Origin of the sequence: Clostridium fungisolvens (assembly GCF_014193895.1) — a bacterium.
Lineage (GTDB): Bacteria > Bacillota > Clostridia > Clostridiales > Clostridiaceae > Clostridium_AR > Clostridium_AR fungisolvens.
On record NZ_BLZR01000001.1, the window covers coordinates 327,589 to 351,301 of the forward strand.

Here is a 23,713-nt window from a genome sequence, read left to right on the forward strand (position 1 = left end):
TGATCTTATGAGGTGGATAGTGTTAAAAAAAATTATAAAAGAAGCTGGCATCTATTTTGTAGGTAGCATAGGAATTGCAATAATTAGCTTTGTATTATCTCTTCTGTATTCGAGAATATTTTCAACTTCTGATTTTGGATATTATTCTTTGGTAATTAATGTTTATAATTTAGTTACAACTTTTTTAACTGGTTGGATGACACATTCTATAGTTCGTTTTTATAATGATTATAAAGCAAAAAATGAATTGAAATTTTTTAGTGGTACATTATTTATATTACATATTTTTGTTAGTATAGTAGTTTTTGTTGTATTCTTTTTGATTGGCATGTTCTTAAAAAATGACTTATTTAGAGATATTATCTGGATATTATCCATAAATTATTTGTTTGATGGTTTATTGCTAATCATAAATGGCTTTTTTAGAGCTGATGGGAAGTCATCAGACTATAGTAAAAGTATATTTTTAAATTCAGTATTTAAAGCTATAATTTTACTTGTTCTCTACTACATAATTGGAAGAAAAAATATTGATATCATTATTGTTAGCTTTTTCATTGCAGGATTAATACAAACTATATATCTATTAATCAAATATAAGGATTATAAGTTCATAAAAATAAAAAATTTTGATTATCAGATATTTAAAAGGAGCTTAAACTTTGGGTTCCCTTTAATAGGGGTTTCTTTGATAAATTGGATTCTAAGTTTATCAGATAGATATATTATTAAAATATTTTGGCCTGCTAAAGATGTGGGATTATATTCTTATGGATATCAAATGGGTAATGCATTATTTTATACATTAACTATATGTATTATGTTAGGAGCTTATCCTAATTTAGCAAAAGAGTGGGAAACGAAAGGAAAAGCAAGTATAGAAAAGTTGATAAGTAAGTATTTGGAATTGTTTTTTTATGTACTTATTCCATGTACTTTTGCAATATTTATTCTTGGTAAAAATGTAATTGAATTGCTATGTGGACAAGAGTATTGGTCATCATATAAAGTTTTTGAAATAACTTGTTTTAGTTATGCAGTTTATGGCTTGATTCAATATACAAATATACCTTGGGTATTAGTTGGAAACACAAAAAAAATACTAAGTTTAAATATCATAGCAGCATTAACTAATATAATATTAAATTTTTTGTTAATTCCTAAATATGGATATATAATTGCTGCAATAAACACTTTGGTAGCGTTTATTGTTTATGTATGTATTTCTTTGATTCAAACTAAGAATATATTCGCAGTTAAAGTAGAATCAAGTTTTTTACTGAAGGTGCTAATATCTTCAAGTATTATGGATATCGTATTAAAATTATGTGTAGTAAATTTCAGAAACACTATTATTAATATGGTAGTAACAGTATTTTTTGGCATATTGTGTTACTTTTTTACGTTAGTTATTTTAAAAGATAAAAATATATATTTATTAATAGAAAATAGAAAAGTATTTAGAAAAAAAAACTATACTAAATAAAATGGTACTAAAAATAACAATTAGGTAAAAGAGGTGTAATAATGTCTAATAATAAAAATAATATTATGATTATCATACCACAGTTAACTGGTGGAGGAGCTGAAAAAGTTGCATGTAATTTAACTTTTAGCTTAAATAAAAAATATACAACTTATTTGGTAACCTTTGATGAAAATAATGCTACCTACGATTATTCGGGCACTATGATTCCTTTAGAGGTACCGAAATCTAAGTATAATGTGGTAAGAGTATTTAATAATATAATAAGAAGCTATAAAATATTGAAGCTAAAGAAAAAATTAAATATAGATTTATCTATAAGTTTTACTGATACGCCAAATTTATTAAATATAGTTACTAGAAATAAGTCAGTAGCAATTGTAAGTGTTAGGCATCTACAGTCATATTTTGATACCGGTTTTTTAAGAAAAATGGTATCAAGAATTACATTTTGTCGGGCAGATAAAATAATTGCATTATCAAAAATGGTAGAAATGGATTTAATAAAAAACTATAATACCAATCCACAAAAGATTAAGACCATATATAATTCTTGCAACTATGAGAAGATAGGAAAAATGGCAGTGGAAGATATTACAGATGAAGAAGAGATAGAGATATTTAATGATGGCTTTGTACTGATTAATTGTGCAAGATTAATACCGGTTAAAGGTCAGTGGCATCTAATACGAGTATTTTCAAAGTTGGTAGATGAAATCCCAAATGCTAAATTAGTTTTTTTAGGTCAAGGTGAGCTTGAGGAATCCTTAAAGAAATTAGTCACTGATTTAGGTCTAGATGGTAAAGTGTTTTTTTTAGGATTTAAAAAGAATCCATATAAATATATAGCAAAATCAGATTATTTCCTATTTTCTTCTTTATCAGAAGGATTAGGTAATGTTTTGTTGGAAAGTATGGCTTGTGGTACACCTATAATTTCTTCTGATTGTATTGCAGGTCCAAGAGAAATTATGAATCCAAAATCAATAAATGAAAGTTACAATAGTGTAGATGTTGTATTTGGAGAATATGGAATTTTGGTCCCAGCATTTAAAAATGATGACTTTAACGCTGTGACACCCTTGAATTTCCAGGAGTTGAAGTTATTTGATGTTTTAAAAGAATGTTATTATAATCCTGAAATTCACGCAAAGTATAAAAACTTAGCACTAAAACGTATTTTGGATTTTTCAGAGAATAGTATTGAAGAAGATTGGGATAAAATGTTTAAGGAACTGAACTAAGCAGGAATAGTGAAGTATAATAATATTTTATAAAGCAAGCTACATATGAAAAATAAATTTATTGGAGGAGACTAAGTTGCTATTATATGAAAAATTAGTTAACAAAGAAGAAAAGTTATCGTTGGTAGGTTTGGGGTATGTAGGGTTACCAATCGCTGTAGCCTTCGCTAAGCAGATAAATGTAATTGGATTTGATACAAATGATAAGAAAATAGAAATCTACAAGAGTGGAGTGGATCCTACAAAAGAGGTTGGAAGTGAAGCTATTAAAAATACAACATTAGAATTTACAGCAGATGAAACAAAGCTTAGAGAAGCAAAATTTCATATAGTTGCTGTACCAACTCCTGTTAATCAAGATAAGACTCCAAACTTAGACCCTGTAGAAGGTGCAAGTCACTTGATTGGTAGAAATCTTACAAAGGGGTCAATAGTTGTGTATGAATCTACAGTTTATCCTGGCGTAACTGAAGAGATTTGTATACCTATTCTTGAAAAAGAATCTGGTTTAAAATGCGGAATCGATTTTAGAGTTGGTTATTCACCTGAGCGTATTAATCCTGGTGACAAGATACATAGACTAGAGACTATTACAAAGATTGTATCAGGAGTGGATGATGAATCTACAATGGAAATTGCTAATGTTTACAATCTTATTATCAAGGGGGGCGTTCACACGGTATCCTCTATTAAGACCGCAGAAGCAATTAAGGTAGTTGAGAATAGTCAGCGTGATATTAATATTGCTTTTATGAATGAGCTTGCAATGGTATTTGATCGTATGGGAATAGATACGAATGAAGTTGTGGAGGGAATGAACACAAAATGGAATGCACTTGGATTTAAACCGGGGCTAGTTGGTGGTCATTGTATTGGCGTTGATCCTTATTACTTCCTATATGAGGCTGAGAGATTAGGATACCATTCTCAAATTATAGCTGCTGGTCGAAGAATTAATGATGGAATGGGAGAATTTATTGCTGATGCTATCATTAAAAACCTTATTCAGGCGAATAAGGTTGTTAGAAGATCTAAGGTTGTTATCTTTGGTATTACATTTAAGGAAAATTGTCCTGATATCAGAAATTCAAAAGTAGAAGATATTATTAAAACATTAAAGGAATATTGTATTGATCCGATAATTGTTGATCCTTGGGCAAATCAAGAAGATGTATGGAATGAGTATAAGGTTGAATTGGTTGATAAAGATGTAATTAATGATGCAGATTGTATCGTATTAGCTGTAGAACATAATGAGTTTAAGGCACTTACATTAGATGATTTTGATAAGATGTTTGTTAAAGATCAGAATGATAAGAAGGTACTTATTGATGTAAAGGGTATTCTAAATAAGGATGAAATACAAGCTAAGGGGTACAGTTATTGGAGATTATAAAACCTAATATACGTGCCATGAAAATATAATGAACTTCATATTACTTTAGCTTTAGCTTGGATTGGGTAACAATAACTTAAGGAATATGTATTATTCAAAGTTTTTATGAAGGTATTTGATTTAAATATAAAGATGTCGTTGATATACTAAATTTATGCTGATAGCGGTGGAAGGGGTCTGGTACTATGACATATCAGATCTAGGTGATTTATGATATTGATACTTGCGCTTATACAATTAATAGTATTTGTTTTTTTAATTTATAAGTTATATAAAATTGAAAATGATTATTTTTTTCCAGCTATAATACTAATTATTAAACAAATCATATGTGAAAGTATATATGCTATTTTGTTGTATAATGATAATAGTATCATGGATTTAAGCATATCTAATTATTTATCTGTTCCATTAAATACTGCTGTTTGTAAAGCTCTTATAATTGATACTATGGCATATATTGTATTATATTGCGGAATAAGATTTAGCAAACCTAAGTCTTATGATGTTAATAAAGATCAATATAATTATGTAACTTCCAAGAAATGGCGTATGAATGCATTAATAGTTATACTTATTGGAATACTTTCAGAAATATTATTTTTTAATAAAGTTGGAGGATTTACATATTATTTTAATAACCTATATAATCGTCAAGTTGTTTCTGCTGGAAGTAATTATATAAACTTCACATTGATCATTTCTATTGGTGTTGCAGCATATGTAGTTAGCGTAATTAGTAATTGGAAGAGAAGAGTAGGGTTGATACCAATTGTTATAAGTGGAATATCACTTTTCGCTATTGTGTTATATGGTGGAAGAAATCCTATTTTATATTTATTAGTAATGGTTTTTGGAACAATTAATTTTCTTTATAAAAAAATATCATTTAAGGATTTTAATAAGTTGAAAGTTATTTTATTAACTGTTGTTGTTGTATTCTTATTTATATTATTACCATCCTTGAGGGATAGCGATTCTATTGAGACTATTAATAATAAGGGATTTTCTTCTGCATTTGAAGTTTTATCAAATACATCTATTCAGACACTAACAACTGCAAATACATTAGATAGAGCAACTTTTATTTATGATTATTATACACTTGATAAATGGTGGTTGGGAAAGAGTTATTTAGAGGTAATTCCGTCATTAATTCCACGAAATATTTATAAAAATAAGCCAGCAATGGATGAAGGATTATATATTAATTCAATATTGAGTACTCATATAGATTATCATCCTTTCATGCCAAGTGATAATTTTCCTGTAAAGTCTTCATTTCCGGTAGGTATATCAATGGGATATATTAATTTTGGAATTCTAGGAATGATTATAAGCATGTTTTTACAAGGAAAATTACTTTCTTATTTATACTATACAGCGAAAAAAAGTAGGTCATTTATGTGGATTTTGATATATTTGATATTTAATTTGAGTTTTAATTTTTCTAATTTAGGAATAACTAGTTGTATTTTTAATAGTGTATTTATTATTTTTATAAGTGTAATATTTTTAAATAAAAGATATATGCAAATTAAAGAGTAATGGAAAAAGATATTAGTAAGCTACAATTAATTCAGGAAATTAGCTATATATAGATTAATTTTAAATACTAAATACTAAATTTGGATTATCTGGAGAATGATTAATGAATGAAAAAATTAAATGTGAATCGTTGAACTTAGAAAATTATAATAAAAGAATTAATTACATTGATATACTCCGTGGAATCGGTATCTTATTTATGGTTATGGGACATATTGGATATGGAGGGGATTTCGATAAATATATTCATGCTTTCCATATGCCATTATTTATTTTAGTATCTGGTTATTTCTTTAGAGTAGAAGAGGTTAATACATTAGATTTTATAAAAAGAAAAATGAAAATGCTATTAGTGCCATATTTGAGTTTCGGAATGATTCATTATTTATTTTGGTTTATATTTTTTGGAAGAGCAAATAATATAGATTCACTAATTGAGCTAAGAAGTTTTCTTTGGTTTAATACGGATGGGAATATGCCTATTGCGGGAGCACTGTGGTTTTTAACATGCCTTTTTATAATAGAAATTCTATTTTATTTTTTTGTAAAGGTAGGCAAGAAAGAAAAAAATGTTGCAATTTTAGTCATAGGAGTTTCAATAGTTGGAAGTATATATTCGACTATAATAAATATAAGATTACCGTATGCAATAGATACAGCAATGGCTGGTATTGGAATTTTTTATGTAGGATATTTGTTAAAAAAATTTAGTAGTAAAAATAAATTGCTTGCAAAGTCAATTAATCTATCCTTGATTGAAGTAGTTTTATTACTAGTATGTAGTACAATATTAATATTTGTAAATTATTCTGTAAATATGAGAACTATAACATATGGTATAATTCCTTTGTTTTGGGTTAATGCAATATTGAGTACAATTACTTATTGGAATATATCACGGTACTTGGATATTTGCAAAGTAAAATTCATAAAAAAAATTAATCATCAACTGATTTATATTGGTAAAAACTCAATTGTCTACTTATGTTTGAACCAGATTGTGATTCTTATTTCTACAAAATGTCTAGAATTTACAATAGACTACAATAGCTCACTTGAGAGGTTGTTAATGAAAGTTGGGATTTTGTTGATTACATTAGTTGGTTTACATGTAGCGTCTATAATTATTAACAAAACAAAGCTTAGAGCGTTAATAGGGAAATAAATAGATGGTTAATTAAGTAAAGTAATTAATTTTTAATTAAGTTTGATATGTATTTTTATAGAATAAGATGGAAGGATTAAATGTCAGAAGAGTGGAATCTAAAAGAGTTTCTATTAGATTTTGCTAAAAATACTTGGAGTTATGAACATAAATCATATATTTAGGCTATTATAGCTGATACCTAGATTTATTGAAAAAATAACAATTATATATTGCATTATAAGCTTTTTAAATGATTGATTTCTAATTAAGCAGAAATTAAAAATAATACATTCGTATAGTGTATAAGTAATTCAATAAATTACAAGGTACCATAATTGGATACAATTTATAATTATATGCCAAAATTATATTAATATGGTAATAAATTTATTTATGTAAATATTTTTAAGCCAGAAACGAATTGAAAAAATTAACAATTATATTGATAAGTAAAGATTTATAATTACAACTTTTGCGTTATATATTTTAAAAGGAAGGTATTTATATTATGTTCAAAATAGCCGTAGCAGGAACAGGTTACGTTGGTCTTGTAGCAGGAGTGTGCTTTGCTGAAGTAGGTCATCAAGTTACCTGTGTAGATATTGATGAAAATAAAATTAACTCAATGAAAGATGGCATCTCTCCAATTTATGAAGCAGATTTAGAAGGACTAATGCAGAAAAATTATGCAAAAGGTACACTTAATTACACAACTGATTACAAATCAGCCTATAAAGATGCAGACGCAATATTTATTGGAGTTGGAACGCCAGAACAGCCAGATGGATCTGCAAATCTTAGTTACATAGCTACCGTTGCAAGGCAAATTGCTGAGACTATAGAAAAAGACTGTCTTGTAGTAGTTAAATCTACAGTGCCTGTTGGTACTAATGACAAGGTAGAACAGTTTATTAAAGATTTTTTGGTTAATGATGTGAAGGTGGAAGTAGCATCTAACCCAGAATTTTTGGCTCAAGGTACTGCGGTGCATGATACTTTACATGCAGCAAGAATTATTATAGGAACTGAGAGTAAGTGGGCTGAAGATATACTTATGAATATATATGAACCATTTAATTTGCCTATAGTATCTGTAAAAAGAAGATCAGCTGAGATGATAAAGTATGCAGCTAATGATTTCCTTGCGCTTAAGATATCTTACATCAATGATATAGCTAATTTGTGTGAGCGTGTAGGAGCAAGTATTGAGGATGTAGCTAAAGGCATGAGTTTTGATGAGCGTATTGGAAGCAAGTTTTTAAATGCTGGTATTGGATATGGTGGCTCCTGTTTCCCTAAGGACACAAAAGCTCTTGAATACTTAGCAAGACAAAACGGGTATGAACTTCGAACCATTAAAGCTGCTATAGACGTAAACAAAGATCAAAAAACCTTATTGTATAAAAAGGCAAGTAGTCGTCTTATTACCTTTAATGGGTTAAAGGTAGCTGTCCTTGGACTTACATTTAAGCCGGGAACAGATGATTTGAGAGAAGCTCCATCTCTAGAAAATGTTCCTCTATTATTGGAACATGGAGCACAGGTTTACGCATTTGATCCTGTAGGTAAAGAGAATTTTGAAAAGAGATTCCCAGAAGGGAAAAATGGCCAAGGTAGCATAAAGTATGTGAATAATGTAGAAGAAGCTTTAAAAGATGCTAATGTATGCTTTATATTTACAGAATGGGGCCATATAAAATCAGTTATGCCAGATAAATATAAAAGTCTTATGAGAACTCCGTTGGTTTACGATGGAAGAAATCTTTATAATGTAAAAGAGATGGAAGAAGTAGGGGTTGAATATTATTCAATAGGTAGATAAACATACTTAATTTTAAGGAGGCACAAAATTGAGTTATAAAACTTTAGATACAAGTAAAACATATTTAGTTACTGGAGCTGCAGGTTTTATCGGATATTACTTATCTAAGAAACTTCTTGAAAGAGGCTGCAAAGTAATTGGAATTGATAATATTAATGATTATTATGATGTAAAACTTAAATACGATAGATTAGAAAAGCTGAAGCCTTTTGAAAAGTTTGTCTTTGTTAAAGGGGATATATCAGATAAAGCATTAATAATGGATTTATTTGAAAAGCATAAGCCTAACATTGTAATAAATTTAGCAGCCCAAGCTGGTGTTAGATATTCTATTGAAAATCCAGATGTATATATACAAAGCAATATTGTAGGTTTTTTCAATATTCTAGAGGCTTGTAGACACAATTCTGTAGATCATCTTGTATATGCTTCTTCAAGTTCGGTTTATGGTTCAAACAAAAAGGTACCTTTTGAAGAGTCTGATTTTGTTGATAACCCTGTATCACTTTATGCGGCTACAAAAAAATCAAATGAGCTAATGGCTCATACATATAGTCATCTTTATAAGATTCCAGCTACAGGACTAAGATTTTTTACGGTTTATGGGCCTATGGGAAGACCAGATATGGCTTATTTTGGTTTTACTAATAAATATTTTGAAGGTGAACCTATTAAAATATTTAATAATGGTGATTTTGAGCATGATTTATACAGAGATTTTACTTATGTAGATGATATAGTAGAAGGAATTGAAAGACTTCTTAATAATCCTTCTGTAGAGACAGTTCCACATAAAGTATTTAACATCGGAAACAATAGTCCAGAGAAGCTTATGACCTTTATAGGAGCTCTTGAGAAAGCATTAAGTAACGCTACAAAAAAAGAAGTGAGTTTTAATAAAGTATTTGAACCTTTGAAACCAGGGGATGTACCTTCTACTTATGCCTCAACTGATTTATTATATGAGGCTATAGGCTTTAAACCTTCTACTAGTATAGAAGAAGGGCTTCAAAAGTTTGCAGATTGGTATGTAAGTTATTATGGAATTAATTAATTCTAGATTTTTTTTTTATATCAATTGAATTACTATTTTTATATATTTATAGGTAAGCGTAAAAAATTAAGTACCTAGATAACACGTCCTCCCATTGATAAAATCAAGGAAAAAGATTATCAATGGGAGGATACCCATGTCTAGAAAATTAGATAATGCCGATTGGGATCAATATATTAGGTAGGACTTTATTTCTTAAAAGATTAAAACCAGCACGCCCAAACATTGATCTTTTAATATATTTTAACCTATTTGTAGATTGTCAAGTACTTTTGGTTCTCTCGTAATTTTGGTGATACTTTTATTGAAAACTATTATTCAATGATTTCAACATAGATTTTCACTTATAATAAATTCAAAACTATGTTTGGAGATGTGAATTTGAAGGATACTAAGATATTGCATCAATTTGATGAGAATAACGTTATCCATATTATAGCCGAAAGCACTTCGGAAGGAAGCTACTGTCCAAGTTGCGGGACAATATCAAAGAGCGAACACTCAAAGTATGCTAGAAAACTTTCTGATGGGGCCTTAGATGGCTTTTCTAAAAAGATAACTATTATTGTTAGAAAGTTTAAATGTAAATCTTCTAGTTGTAGCCAAAAAATCTTTACTGAAAGACTTCCTTTTGCGGCTGCGTATGCAAGAATAACTAATAAGGTTATTGAATTAATTACATTCTTAGCTTTAACAATTAGTGCTGAAAGATTATCATGTATTATGAAGAAGCTAGGTATCAGCATCTCTCATGATACTATATTAAGATTAATAAGAAAGCTACCTAAGCATACAGTTGCAATTGATGATTCAGTTAAAAATATAGGTATAGATGATTTTGCATTAAAAAAGAGAAAAAAATACTGCACCTTAATTTGTGATATGGATAAAAGAATGATTTTAGATATATTACCAAGTAGGAATAAAGAAGCAGTAGCAGATTGGTTAAAGCAATATCCACAAGGCAGATTAGTCAGTAGAGATGGTTCAATATCATATGCAGGTGCAATTACTGAGGCATTGCCAAATGCTCTACAAGTGTCTGATAAATTTCACTTAGTAAAGAATTTACTTGATAACATTAATAGATATGTTAAAAGAAAATATCCTAAAAACTTGATTATACCAAAGAATAAAGAGGAAATTGTTGCCGACTGTTGATTTATACTTAAAACTGGTTCTTCATCAAATTTGACGAAGAACCAAAAGTACTTGACAATCTACAAACCCAAAGCTGCAACATCCCAAGATATTCATGTAAAGCTATTACATTAGTATCAAAACTACTAGCATTAGGTATAAAGGATCTGAGACCAATAGTTAGTTTAGCGTTAGTAAAATAATCAGAAGGATACGGTATAGCACTCTTAATATCAGCATTGGTGAAGTTCATAATTGAACGGTCCATATGAAAAGCTGAAGTTACTAATATTGGCTTGGAAAAATTATGCTCTTTCATAATTTTAGAGGTATATAGTGCATTCTCAGTAGTTGTTCGACTCTTATCTTCAGCTATTATATCTTTTTCGTTTATTCCGAGATCAATAAGCTGTCTTTTAGCAATTTCAGCTTCACTGCCATTTTCACCATAAACTGAACCTCCAGATATAATTATTGGAAGTTTAGTCTTGTTATATAAACGTGCAGTGGTTAACAAACGATTAGCGGAGCTTCCTGAAAGGCTTCCGATGCCGCTAATATCTGGAGAACTAAGTGTAGCTCCTCCTCCAAGCATCACAATTACATCTCCGTCAAGCTTTGAAGGTGGATTAAATTTATATTCTAATGAATGAATTAAAAAGTTTGCAGTTAAAGGAATTGAAGTTATATAAATAAGAGCTGCAACTATTAGTGCTAACTTTGGTATTTTCTTTTCGCGACTATATTGTAGTACTGCCCAAATTATAAGTAATAAAATAAAGCACCCAGGCGGCAATATAAGATTTGCTATGAATTTAAAAACGTATATCATGATTGTTCCCCTTTGTATTTTGATAAGAATATTTTATTCTACGTAACATCTAAAAAATCCTTTTAATGATAGTAAATAGATTTTTCATATCACCCAATGGGTGTCTAAACTTCCTTATATACCACCATCTCAGGTACATTACTTTCATTTAAATTCATGTCACATATAGTGGTAAACCCATTATTATTGTAAAATCGAACTAAATATTCATATGAAATATTATTAGTAGTAGGAACAGTTCCTATTATTAATTTTATTGATTTCTTTAAGAGAAGGTCTTCATTGATTTTAATGTTTACCTTATTTATGATCTCTTCTAAGTTCTTTAGAATAAAGGCTCCGTGTCCTCTCCTTGGATTGAAGGATTGAAAATTGCATAAAAAATTTTTCTTTATAGCACATCTTTAGCCAATCTTTAATATCATAGTATGTATTTCCTATCGAGAATGAAAGTCTTATCAATAAGTTCGTGCTACATCAAATCAAAAGTTACTACAAAATTAGAGAATCGACAACAATTAACGATTTATGTTGGAAAATATTTTTAACGTAACCATAATAATAAATGCTTAACGGTCATAAATAAGTATAAGTGGAAAGTATGTTTATTCATATAAGCAAATAGATGCATATTGTATTGAATTCAAAAAATACTATTTCATTATTTTATTAGCAAAAATCGCGGAGGGTAAATTAGGGTGAAATTCAAAGCAAAGATTAAAAATAGTCAGCTTATAGTAAAAGTAAAAATTTCATCAGATGATGTTATTAGTGAGCGAGAAATAGATATTTTAGAAAAGAAAAATATCAGAGGTTTTCTTAAACCTAAACAGAGTAGAAGCAATCTTATTGAGTATACGGGACCTGCTGGGGTTTCAATGAGTGACCATTTAAAAAATCCATTATCAAAATACGAGTTTTTTTACATAATGGCACAAATCGTAGATGCTACAAAAAAGATTCAAAATAACAATCTTTTTTTAAATAATTTAATTCTTGATTTGAGATATGTGTATATAAATGAGAATACTAAAGAAATACAATTCGTTTATGTACCGGTTATGTCAAATCATATTTGCTTGAATGTTACAGGTTTTATGGAATCAATCGCATATTCTGTGAAGCCAATGGCAAATCAGGATTTTGATTTCGTTGCAAAATATGTAAGTTTCATTAAGTCACTGGGTGGTTTCGATGTTTCAGCAATTGAGAGCTATGTTTCAAGAGAAGATAAGGATGTCGCGAGACAAATTAGAAAACAAAATATTGGGCAAAGTGGGTTTATCACAGATAAACCAAAGGATTACTATGAACACCGCGACCAAAAGAGTCAGGTGGATTACGAAGCTACGGGGCTTTTAGAGGAAGGTGAAGTAACCGGTCTTTTAGAGGAAGATGACGCAACAGGTCTTTTAGATGAATATGAAGCAACAAGTCTATTAAATGATGAAGGAACCTCGCTGTTAGAAGAAAATTCTGTACCTTTTAATGGTGCATCTCACCAAGAAGTTCATTTCCCATCTTTATTAAGAATTTCCACCAATGAAACAATCAGCATAAACAAACCAGTTTTTAGATTAGGGAAAGGGCGGAGTTATGTTGATTATTTTGTAACTGACAATAATGCAGTAAGCAGAAGTCATGCAGATATTATCACAAGAGGTAATCGCTATTTTGTATTTGACCAAAATTCAACAAATCATACCTTTATAAATGATGAGTTATTAGCTGCAAAAGTTGAAACGGAAATATTTGAAGGAAATATTCTTAGATTAGCAAACGAAGAATTTATATTTCATCTATAAAGATGAACCAGTTCGATCCTAAATCTATTTTCAAAACTCCTCTGGGTTCTGAGAGGAGAATTTGAAAATATAAGTTTAATTATGAAGTGGTTCATCTAAAGAATTTTGCCTTGAGCAAATAAAAACATAAGGGAGTGAAAAAATGCAATTTGTAGCCACAGCAGATACCGATATAGGAATCAGTAAAGATACAAATCAAGATAGTGTGCTAATAAAGCATGCAGCTACATCCAGTGGTGAAATTTTGCTGGCCATTGTATGTGATGGTATGGGCGGTTTGGCAAAAGGAGAATTAGCAAGTGCAACGGTTATTCGTTCATTTTCAGAATGGTTTGACAGCGAGATGCCGAGTGAACTACGTTCTCTTGATATGAAAGTTATTGGTGGAAAGTGGGAGTTGATGCTTAAGGAACTAAATGCAAAAATATTGGAATACGGAAAATCTGTTGGTATAAATTTGGGGACTACATTTACTGGTATCTTATTTGCAGACAATCAATATGTGATTTGTCATGTTGGAGATACTAGAGTATATCATATAGGAACTGGCCTTAGACAACTTACGGAGGATCATACATTAGTAGCACGAGAGATAAGTAGAGGAACAATGACTCTTGAGCAAGCTAAGACAGACAGGAGAAGAAATATGTTATTACAGTGCGTAGGTGCATCCAGAGTTGTTACCCCACAAATCATATATGGAACAACTGAAAAAGGTGTGTATATGATCTGTTCCGATGGATTCAGACACGAAATAACAGAAAAAGAGATCTTTGAATCGCTGAAGCCTGTGAATCTTATTAACAAGCAGGCGATGCACGGCAATGCAAAATACTTAATAGATTTAATTAAGTCAAGACAAGAACGAGATAATATATCTGTTGTTCTAGTTAAAACGGAATGAGGTGAGAAGGAATGGCGGATATAGGTTTTGTTGTTGACGGAAAATATGAAATACTTAAACAAATAGGTAAAGGTGGTATGTCAATTGTTTATCTAGCAATGGATAAGCGACTTAATAAGCAATGGGCCGTAAAAGAGATTAGAAAAAAAGGCAATGGAAAAAATGACGAGGTAATTGTTAACAGCTTGCTTGCCGAAGCTAATTTGATGAAACGACTGGACCATCCAGCTCTACCTAGAATTGTTGATATTATTGATAATGGAACAACAATTTATGTTGTTATGGACTATATCGAAGGCGAATCTCTGGACAAAATTCTTTTGCAATATGGAGCTCAGCCAGAAGATTTAGTTATTGAATGGGCAAAGCAATTGTGTGATGCTCTGGGGTATTTGCATGCCCAAAAGCCTCCGATTATTTATAGAGATATGAAGCCTGCAAACATCATGTTAAAGCCTGAAGGAAATCTAAAGTTAATTGACTTTGGTATTGCCCGTGAATATAAAGAGCAAAACTTGGCGGATACAACGGTCCTTGGTACAAAAGGATACGCATCGCCTGAGCATTATGGTTCACGACAGACTGATGCAAGATCAGATATTTTTACCTTGGGTATGACCTTACATCACTTGCTCACTGGCATTGACCCAAGACCAGCTGATTATATGTATGCTTCAATTCGTCAGTGGAATCCACAATTATCAGACGGCGTTGAAGCGATTATAGATAAATGTACTGCCATTGATCCTGAATATAGATACCAAAGCTGTTCGGAATTGATGTATGATTTAGAACATCCTGATCTTATAACAAAAGACTTTAAGAAAAAGCAAAAAAGAAAGTTGAGACTTTTCATTTCATCAGCAGCATTAGCAGTGGTTATGTTGATTTCTGGTTTTACATGTAAAGCATTAGTGACAAAAGTAAACAACAGTGACTATGATACCTTGGTATCGGTAGTTGCATCCACTTCTCTTTCTGAGAAAATATCAAGCTATAAAAAAGCAATAGAAATTTATCCCTATGATACACGAGCTTATATGTGTATATTGGATGCTTACGAAAATGAAGGTAAGTTTGATAAGCAGGAAAATGATGAGTTTTTGGCTCTTTATAATGCAAATAAAGATGGTTTTGATATATCAAGTGTTGAAGTAGCAAAGCTAAATTACCGAATAGGCATGATGTACTTTAATTATTACACAAATGATGATGGTACCTATAGTTTTTCAAACAGAGTGCAAAAAGCATATCCGTTCTTTGCAGCAGATTATGAAAATGAAAAGATGCCTGCAAGTTTTGAAAACAAGGCATTATTAAATTGCTACTATCAGATCTGCTCATTTTATAAGAAGTATATATTAAGTTCTGCCAATGTGGAAGAAGCTTCAAAAGAAAATTATCTAAAACTCATTGAGGTGATTGAACAATCGCTTGATTCTGTAAAGGATTCAGGAGCTTACGACCAGATTACATTATATAATGGAACCTTCATGTTTCTTTATGACCAAAGAATAAATTTACAATCAGTAAATGTGGAACAAGATACAATAGTATCACTTATGGACAAGGTATATAAAAACGCTTCTTCCATTTCAGTACAAAAAGAACAGTCGAAAAAACTTCAAAGTGAGATCCTTGATAACTATGTAGAATACAAGAAGGCAATCGAAAGAACCTATACTAATGCGGAGGAGAGAAAATAATTATGGCAGAAATATTATCCACGATTTCAATAGTTTCTTTTGTATTAGCGGCAGTATTCTTTGTACTTGCGGTTGTCTTTTGGATTAGATTTGGAGTCCTTGGTATTATTGGTGACTTGTCAGGTAGAACTGCAAAGAAATCAATTGCTAAGATGCGAGAGAACAATAAAAAAACAGGCAAGAAACTCTTTAGAACAAGTTCAATAAAGGTTGAACTAGAAAAACTAGAAGACACTAGGAAGAAGCCAATAAAGATATATGAAAAGACTTCTAAACTAGAAAGTGGTGATAACCTTGAAACAGGCCTTTTGGATGACAACAAAGCTGATAACTCTACAGCAAATTCAACAGAGCTTTTGGATGATAACGATGCAACAGGAGTACTAAATGAAGAAGGAACAGCGGTGCTTGATGATAATGCAAATACTGTTTTCAATGAGAAGGTTGTAGACCATTCGCCAAAAGTAGCGAATGTAGATGAGATTAAAATAATTGATGAGGTTATACTCATCCATACGAATGAGGTGATTTGATGATTGGCATAAAGATGAAAAGATAAAAAGGTCAAAAAGGAGAATGAAAAAAATGGGTAAGTGCAAAACCAAGATCACAGATCGTATTTTTGCTATGGTACTCGCTCTTATTACTGTAGCATATTTAATGCCTACAACAGCTTTTGCTGCAAATGAGAGAAATCCAGAAGCATTTACGATTAATGTGAAGGACTCAAATGGTATTGCTGTTAGTGATGCTACTGTAACATATGAAGTTAAAGATACTTCTTCTGTGGTTGAAACTGGAAGTAGTCAAACGGATGCAGATGGTTATGTTGTTGTTACAGAGCTGGCAAATCATACTGATGCAATCACAGATGGCACAATTACTATTAGCTATTCTATTGCTAAATCTGGATATACAACAAAACAAGCTGATGATGTGCCAGTTTCAGATGCAAAAGGCAATATCGATGTAGTCCTATCTGCTACACCACCTGCAACGGCTAACCTGTCTGTTGTCAAGAGTGGAAGTGGTACTGTTAAAATCAATGGTGCTGAAAGCTCAGGTGTTACTGTTAATAAAGAAGATACAATTGCACTTGAAGTTACACCAGTTGATGTTGATGGTGGAAAAGCTTATATAAAATCACTGACAATTGGAACTGAAAGTATTCCTGTTGAAAAATACAAAGCCTATAGCAATAATGCTTTGAAGATTTTAAAGGATACCCAAATCGTTGTTGAGTTTGGTATTGAATATACTATTACAGCTTCAGCTGGTAGCGGTGGAACAATTTCGCTTAATAACAATAAAGTGAATAGTGTTACCGTTGACAAAGATGCATTGGTAAGTGTTTCTGTTACTCCAGACAGTGGATATGAGATTTCAGGTGTTGTAATTGATGGAGTAACTCAGACCGTTAGCGACGTTTCTAAATTCACTAAAGATATTGCTGTCAGCAAAGATGTTACAGTTTCTGCTACCTTTGTAAAGGTATATACAATTGTGGTCACATACGATAATGCAAAAGGAACAGTAGTTACTGATCCTGCTTGTGCGGGTGGACAGGTTACTGTTAAAGAAGGAAATAATATTGAAGTAACAGCTACACCAAACCCAAACTACCGTGTATCAAAGGTTGTAAAGAATGGTTTAACTACAGATTATACGGAGAATGGAAAGTCTTATCAAGATACTGTTATAAAGATAGAAAAAGATTATTCATATGAGATTACTTTTGCTCCTAATATATGTAAAGTGACTGCTAATCAGCCTGCCAATGGTAAAGTTGTAATTGAAAATGCTAACGTAGATTATGACGGCAGCACTAAGGTTACACTTACTCCTGATAGTGGCTACGTTCTCCAATCCGTTACAGTTGATGGAACAAGTGTAGATGTAGAACAGGTGGATAACGATTCTGTTCAGTTCACAATTAATAACATTGTGAATGATAAAAATATAGTTGTTAGTTTCAAACAGATGCCTATTGTAGAGATGACAGATGTGTCTTTTAACTCCAGCGACGCAGTAAGAGTTGATAGTCAGGCTGCTTTGTACGTGTTTAAAAAGGACAGTACAGTTACACTTTCAACTACCAAAGAGGGTATGAGAATTAATGGAGAAAAAGGTGGCATTCTTACGAAAAAGCCTACACGTTCTATAACAGAAACTACCACTATTGAAAAACTTGAAATTTTCTACAAGGATGAATGTTCTTTACATCCAACTTGGCACAAGGTGGAGTTGCCTGATGGTGGCTTAAAGCTTGTAATTGATAAAACTGAACCTACAGTTACCTTAAACCCAGATAAAGCAAATAGCTATGACTATTATAATAAAGATGTAAATGTAGCAATTGCTGCTGAAGACCCTGATTCTTATTCAGGCATTGCTAATGTAGAGTATTGGGTAAAAAATAATGGTGTTGAAACGCAACATGATACTATTACTGTTAATAATGAACCCACATACAATGGAAATATTGTAGTTGATGCAAGCAAAAACAATAGTGATAATGTACAAGTAATTGTGGAAGTAACAGATGCTTCTGGAAATATTACCACAGAAACAAAGAACCTGAAAATCAATACAACAAAACCGGTAGTAAGCATAAGCATTGATGGAACTCTTCATCCTGAAGCGAAAGCTGGATATTATAACTCAGACAGGAAAGCAACTATTACAATTGTTGATAGAGCAACAAGCTTTGATGAAACAGCAGTATTGAACGGATTAAATATTACGGCTAAAAACCAAGCAGGTAACGATGTTATTGTTTCAAAATCTGCAATGTTAAGTGAGTGGTCTCATAGTGGTGATACTCATACAGCTACACTTACGTTTAGCACAGATGCAAATTATAAGTGGCAGTTGTCTTATACAAACAAGGCTGACCTTACAAATGATTCTGCTTCTACTACAGGTGATTCGGTGTATGAATTCGTTGTGGACAAAGCAGCCCCTGTTGGTTCTATTGCATTGGAAAAAACAACCTGGAATCAGTTGCTTTCAACTATTACTTTTGGTATTTGGAAAAACTACTCCGTTTCAGCAGAAGCAAAAGGAACCGATATAACCTCACCTGTGTATGATATTAAGTACTATAAATCCAATACAACAACCGCTTTAACAAAAGAAGAGCTAACTGCTCTTTACGATAGTGGTAAATTTGTTTCTGAAAAATATACTGTGAGTTCTGATGAACAGTTTGAGGTATATGCAAGAATTACTGATTATGCGGGAAATACTTTATACGTCAGCACAAACGGAATTATTGTTGATATGACAGAAAGCGAAATTACATTAACACCTGATGCGCCTAATAAAAACGGTTTATACAATAAAGATGTTGATGTTGCTATTAAGGTAAATGATGGAGTTGTTGATGGAAAGGCTTACTCTGGTATAAAGACTATTGATTATACTGTTGAAAACAATGGAACAGTTACTCAGAGTGGCAATTTGTATACCTTTGATAAAATGAATCCTACACAGGCTGAACTTAAAAAGGATTGGAGTGGAAGTATTACAGTTGATAAGGTAAAAAATAACGATGATCAAGTTAAAGTAACTGTTATTTCTTATGACAATGCAGGGGGAAAATCTGAAAAATCAATTCCTCTTTCTATTAATACAGATGAACCTGTAGTTAATGTATCCTTTAGCGATACAGCCAACAAAGTAGTTGGAGATAATGGATATTTTGGAGTGAATCGAGTTGCAACCATTCAGGTTACTGATAGAGCCTCTGCTTTTAATGCTGAAGCTGCAACAGCTGGAATTGTTATAAATGCAGTAGATGCAAAGGGAAAAGCTGTTACATTAGATACTAGTAGTATGATTAGCAAATGGTCTAGTGATGGTAATGTTCATACTGCAAACATCACATTTTCAGATGATGGAAACTACACTTGGTCTTTTGATTACACAAATAAAGCAGATAATCATATGAAACCAGTTAACGCAACAGGTACTACACCATTCAAGTTTACTGTAGATAAAACTGATCCTACTGGAACAGTATCTGTTGGTACAAGTATTTGGAGTAAATTACTTAATGTACTTACATTTGGCTTGTATAGCAATGCAGATGTTCAGGTTAAAGCAACTGCCGACGATGCCACAAGTCCTGTAGTAATTGAATACTATAAAACAAGTAATCCTATTGCTATGACAGCAGAGGAACTAGATAGTAAGAGTTTTGAACCTTACGAAGATTTCACAGTGAATGCTGATGAGCAGTTTGTTGTTTATTTGAAGATTACAGATCATGCAGGAAACTATATTTACATCAATTCTGATGGATATATTGTAGATAAGGTTAAGAGTGATATAGCCATTACTCCAGATGAACCTAACAAGAATGGCACTTATAAGGATGACGTAAATGTAGCAATTAAGGTTTCAGATGCAGTACCATATTCAGGTATTAAGACAGTGGATTATTGGGTAGTAAAGGATAATGATGCAGCTAATCCTACTCAGAAAGGCAATTTGTATACATTTAGCAAAACTAATCCTACCCAAGCAGAGCTTCTTAAAGACTGGACTGGAAGCATCTCAGTAGATGCCAAAAAGAATAATAGTTGTAATGTTGTTGTGTATGTAAAAACTGTTGATAATGCAGGAAACGAAGATACAAAGTCAATACCTCTTGATATTGATGTTACTGCTCCTTCAATCAAGGTAACTTATGACAACAACACTGATAACAATGGAAACACCTATTTTAATGCAAATCGTATGGCTACTGTTGTTATAACAGAGAGAACTCATCACTTTGATGCAGATGCTGCTACAAAAGGGATTGTTATCACAGCAGTTGATTCAAAGGGAAATAAAGTTGCAATTGACCCTTCAGCAATGATAAGCAGTTGGACAACAAAAGAAGGGGCTACTGCTGATGCAGCAACCCATACTGCTACTATCAAATATTCTAAAGATGCTAACTATACATTTGCAATTTCCTATATTGATAAAGCTGATAATGGAAATAGTAGTGTAAACACAGATACTTCAGTTGCACCTTATAAATTTACAGTAGATACTAATGCACCTACTGGAACAGTTAAGGCGAAATCAGAAGAAGGTCGTGAAGAAACTTGGAATGAGCTTATTGATTCCTTGAAATTTGGTTTCTGGTCTGGAAAGAAAATCGCTTTGACAGGTACTTCAGATGATGCAACCTCTCCTGTTGACAGTGTTGTATATTACAAGACTGATGCAGCAAAAGCTCTTACAGAAGCAGAAGTTAAGGAAGTTACCTCTTGGCAAACATTTGACGGTTTCTCTGTGGCAGCTAATGAACAGTTTACAGTTTATCTTAAGATTACAGATAAAGCTGGTAATGTTAGCTACATCAGCACCGACGGAATGATAGTAGATGATACTTCTCCTCGTGAGGAGTCAATTGCTCCGCAAATAACTATAACACCAGAGAAGCCTATAAATGGTTTGTACAATGGAGATGTAAAAGTTTCAATTAAGGTTGATGATCCATTGGTTGGCGGTACTTATTCAGGCTTAAAGACAGTTAATTATAAAGTCTTGAATATGGGTAAAGAAACACAAAGTGGAACATTATATTCCTTTACTAATAAGACTCCAAGTCGTGATGATTTGCTGAAGACTTGGACTGGTGATATTACTGTTGATAGTAAAAAGAACAACAGCAATGATGTTGTGGTTGAAATTTACGCCGAAGATAATGCTTTGAATTCTTCTAAAGATAAAGTTTCTATAAAGATTGATATTACATCACCTACTATTGACATTAGTTATAGTAACAATGATGGAGACAGTGGAAAGTATTACAAGAAAGATAGAGTAGCAACAGTTGTAGTAACTGAAAGAAACTTCAAGGCTGAAGATGTGAATATTACAATGACTAACACTGATGGAAAGATTCCTGAAATCAGCAGTTGGAAAGAAGTTGTAGGAAGTGGAAATCAGGACAATACCACACACACAGCAACAATTACCTATCATGAAGATGGTGACTACACCTTTAAGATTGAGTATAAAGATCTTGCTGACAATAAATGTGCTGGAGAAAACTACGCAGCTGGAACAACTAATCCTAAAGAGTTTACTGTGGACCAAACCTTACCTGTGGTTTCAGTAAGCTATGACAATAATAACGCACAGAACGATAAGTATTTCAAAGCTAATCGTACTGCAACTATTGTTGTTAAGGAACACAATTTTGATGTAGGCAGAGTTAAATTTACTCAGACTGCAACTAAAGGTGGAACAACAATAGCTGTGCCTTCTGCAGCTTGGAGTAATAATGGAGACGTTCATACAGCAACTATTTCTTATAATGCTGATGGCGATTATACCTTTGACGTTAAGATGCAGGATATGGCTGGTAATGAAAGTGCAGAAGCAAATTATGGAAGCTCAGTGGCAGCGAAGGACTTCACAGTTGATATGGATATCAAAGAACCAGAAATTACAGGAGTTGAAAACGGAAAGGCTTATAAAGGAGACGTTATCCCTGTAATTAGCTTCTCTGATATCAACTACAGCAATTACGAAGTTAAACTTACAAGAACCATTATGGGAGAGAAAGATGTAGATGTTACTAAGGAATTCATCAAGACATTAAGTATTGATGCTCAGGGTGGTTCTGGAAAGAACGATACATTTACAAAAGAACAGAAAAATGATGGTATTTATACACTTTATGTAAAGATGCTTGACAAGGCAGGCAATGAAAGTGAAAAGAAAGTGACATTTACAGTAAACCGTTTTGGATCTGTATATGAATATAGTGATTACCTTAGATCACTAATTGCAAATGGTGGAGCTTACACACAAACATTAAAAAATGACTTGGTTATTACAGAATACAATCCAGATCGTTTAGTAAGTGAGTCTCTTGTAATTAAAATCACTTGTGATGGTAAGCCATTATCAGATGTTAAGTACAATGTTTCTCCTGTAATCAATGACCAAGTTGGCATTGGTAACAGTGGTTGGTTCCAATACCAGTACACTATCAGCAAAGAAAACTTTGCTAAGGACGGTGTATATAAGATATCCATTGCTTCTAAAGATGCTACAGGAAATGCCCCTGAAAATACAAACTATAAAGACAAATCAATTTTGTTTAGAGTAGATAACACAGTTCCTGAATTGACAAGCGTTGTAGGTTTGGAAAAAGCTATTATTAATGCACAGAAAGTAACTGTTAAGTATACATTATTTGATACCATTGGCTTAAAGTCAGTGAAGGTGTATGTTAACGGAAAACAGCAGGGAGATACAATTACAGATTTCTCTGGTGATATGAACAACTATTCTGGTAGCTTCGTAATTAGCGAAAGTAGTTCTAAGCAGACAGTTCGACTGGTTGTTGAGGATATGGCTGGAAACATTACTGATACAGCTTCGGAGAACTTCAAGAGTGCTTATAAGTTTGAAAAAGCAGTAACAGTATCTACAAATAGTTTTGTACGATGGTATGCAGACAAACCGTTATTCTGGGGTTCAATTGGTGGAATTGCAGTATTTGTAGCAGGAATATGGTATTTGATTTACAACAGAAAGAAGAAATTCAAAAATAAATCTGAAATTGGATTATAAAAAATAAGTCTTGCTCATATCCTGTGCAGGGTAAAAACT

At 31.9% G+C, this 23,713-nt stretch carries 14 protein-coding genes; 13 read left to right on the forward strand and 1 reads right to left on the reverse strand.

The window, feature by feature from the left end; translation table 11 throughout:
• The first annotated feature begins 19 nt into the window (after nt 1-19).
• The 8 genes from bsdtw1_RS01260 (at nt 20) to bsdtw1_RS01295 (ending at nt 10,858) form a co-directional block, all read left to right on the forward strand.
• Nucleotides 20-1,486, forward strand: coding sequence for a lipopolysaccharide biosynthesis protein (locus bsdtw1_RS01260; protein WP_183275784.1), 1,467 nt, complete (start codon nt 20-22; stop codon nt 1,484-1,486).
• Nucleotides 1,487-1,527: 41 nt separating this feature from the next.
• Nucleotides 1,528-2,730, forward strand: a complete 1,203-nt coding sequence (locus bsdtw1_RS01265) for a glycosyltransferase (protein WP_183275785.1) — start codon at nt 1,528-1,530, stop codon at nt 2,728-2,730.
• Between the two features lie 76 nt (nt 2,731-2,806).
• Complete coding sequence (locus bsdtw1_RS01270; protein WP_183275786.1) at nt 2,807-4,126, forward strand: nucleotide sugar dehydrogenase; 1,320 nt, start codon at nt 2,807-2,809, stop codon at nt 4,124-4,126.
• Nucleotides 4,127-4,336: 210 nt separating this feature from the next.
• Nucleotides 4,337-5,674: an O-antigen polymerase gene (locus bsdtw1_RS01275; protein ID WP_183275787.1), complete on the forward strand. Its 1,338-nt coding sequence runs from the start codon at nt 4,337-4,339 to the stop codon at nt 5,672-5,674.
• 103 nt (nt 5,675-5,777) lie between these two features.
• Nucleotides 5,778-6,839, forward strand: coding sequence for an acyltransferase family protein (locus bsdtw1_RS01280; RefSeq protein ID WP_183275788.1), 1,062 nt, complete (start codon nt 5,778-5,780; stop codon nt 6,837-6,839).
• 490 nt (nt 6,840-7,329) lie between these two features.
• Complete coding sequence (locus tag bsdtw1_RS01285; RefSeq protein ID WP_183275789.1) at nt 7,330-8,643, forward strand: UDP-glucose dehydrogenase family protein; 1,314 nt, start codon at nt 7,330-7,332, stop codon at nt 8,641-8,643.
• 28 nt (nt 8,644-8,671) lie between these two features.
• Entirely contained in the window at nt 8,672-9,697 is a 1,026-nt protein-coding gene (locus bsdtw1_RS01290) for a GDP-mannose 4,6-dehydratase (protein WP_183275790.1), read from the forward strand.
• A 381-nt stretch (nt 9,698-10,078) separates the two neighbouring features.
• Entirely contained in the window at nt 10,079-10,858 is a 780-nt protein-coding gene (locus bsdtw1_RS01295) for an ISL3 family transposase (protein ID WP_183275791.1), read from the forward strand.
• 7 nt (nt 10,859-10,865) lie between these two features.
• On the opposite strand, the gene bsdtw1_RS01300 is transcribed toward bsdtw1_RS01295, so the two are convergent.
• Nucleotides 10,866-11,669: a YdcF family protein gene (locus tag bsdtw1_RS01300; protein ID WP_183275792.1), complete on the reverse strand. Its 804-nt coding sequence runs from the start codon at nt 11,667-11,669 to the stop codon at nt 10,866-10,868.
• A gap of 698 nt (nt 11,670-12,367) precedes the next feature.
• Between bsdtw1_RS01300 and bsdtw1_RS01305 the strand changes: the two genes are divergently transcribed.
• The 5 genes from bsdtw1_RS01305 to bsdtw1_RS01325 all read left to right on the forward strand — a co-directional run bounded on the left by bsdtw1_RS01305 (nt 12,368) and on the right by bsdtw1_RS01325 (nt 23,674).
• Nucleotides 12,368-13,474 carry an FHA domain-containing protein gene (locus tag bsdtw1_RS01305; RefSeq protein ID WP_183275793.1) on the forward strand — a complete coding sequence of 369 codons (1,107 nt, stop codon included), beginning with the start codon at nt 12,368-12,370 and terminating at the stop codon, nt 13,472-13,474.
• Nucleotides 13,475-13,616: 142 nt separating this feature from the next.
• Nucleotides 13,617-14,378, forward strand: a complete 762-nt coding sequence (locus bsdtw1_RS01310; RefSeq protein ID WP_183275794.1) for a PP2C family protein-serine/threonine phosphatase — start codon at nt 13,617-13,619, stop codon at nt 14,376-14,378.
• A gap of 11 nt (nt 14,379-14,389) precedes the next feature.
• On the forward strand, nt 14,390-16,084 hold the full coding sequence (locus tag bsdtw1_RS01315) for a serine/threonine protein kinase (protein WP_183275795.1): 1,695 nt from the start codon (nt 14,390-14,392) through the stop codon (nt 16,082-16,084).
• Between the two features lie 2 nt (nt 16,085-16,086).
• Nucleotides 16,087-16,617: a hypothetical protein gene (locus bsdtw1_RS01320; protein WP_183275796.1), complete on the forward strand. Its 531-nt coding sequence runs from the start codon at nt 16,087-16,089 to the stop codon at nt 16,615-16,617.
• Between the two features lie 52 nt (nt 16,618-16,669).
• Complete coding sequence (locus tag bsdtw1_RS01325) at nt 16,670-23,674, forward strand: InlB B-repeat-containing protein (RefSeq protein WP_183275797.1); 7,005 nt, start codon at nt 16,670-16,672, stop codon at nt 23,672-23,674.
• Nucleotides 23,675-23,713 lie beyond the last annotated feature (39 nt).

Coding starts and splice junctions, on each gene's coding strand:
- bsdtw1_RS01280 (WP_183275788.1), top strand. CDS start 5,778: ATGAATGAAAAAATTAAATGTGAATCGTTGAACTTAGAAAATTATAAT.
- bsdtw1_RS01300 (WP_183275792.1), bottom strand. CDS start 11,669: ATGATATACGTTTTTAAATTCATAGCAAATCTTATATTGCCGCCTGGG.
- bsdtw1_RS01320 (WP_183275796.1), top strand. CDS start 16,087: ATGGCAGAAATATTATCCACGATTTCAATAGTTTCTTTTGTATTAGCG.
- bsdtw1_RS01275 (WP_183275787.1), top strand. CDS start 4,337: ATGATATTGATACTTGCGCTTATACAATTAATAGTATTTGTTTTTTTA.
- bsdtw1_RS01310 (WP_183275794.1), top strand. CDS start 13,617: ATGCAATTTGTAGCCACAGCAGATACCGATATAGGAATCAGTAAAGAT.
- bsdtw1_RS01325 (WP_183275797.1), top strand. CDS start 16,670: ATGGGTAAGTGCAAAACCAAGATCACAGATCGTATTTTTGCTATGGTA.
- bsdtw1_RS01315 (WP_183275795.1), top strand. CDS start 14,390: ATGGCGGATATAGGTTTTGTTGTTGACGGAAAATATGAAATACTTAAA.
- bsdtw1_RS01265 (WP_183275785.1), top strand. CDS start 1,528: ATGTCTAATAATAAAAATAATATTATGATTATCATACCACAGTTAACT.
- bsdtw1_RS01285 (WP_183275789.1), top strand. CDS start 7,330: ATGTTCAAAATAGCCGTAGCAGGAACAGGTTACGTTGGTCTTGTAGCA.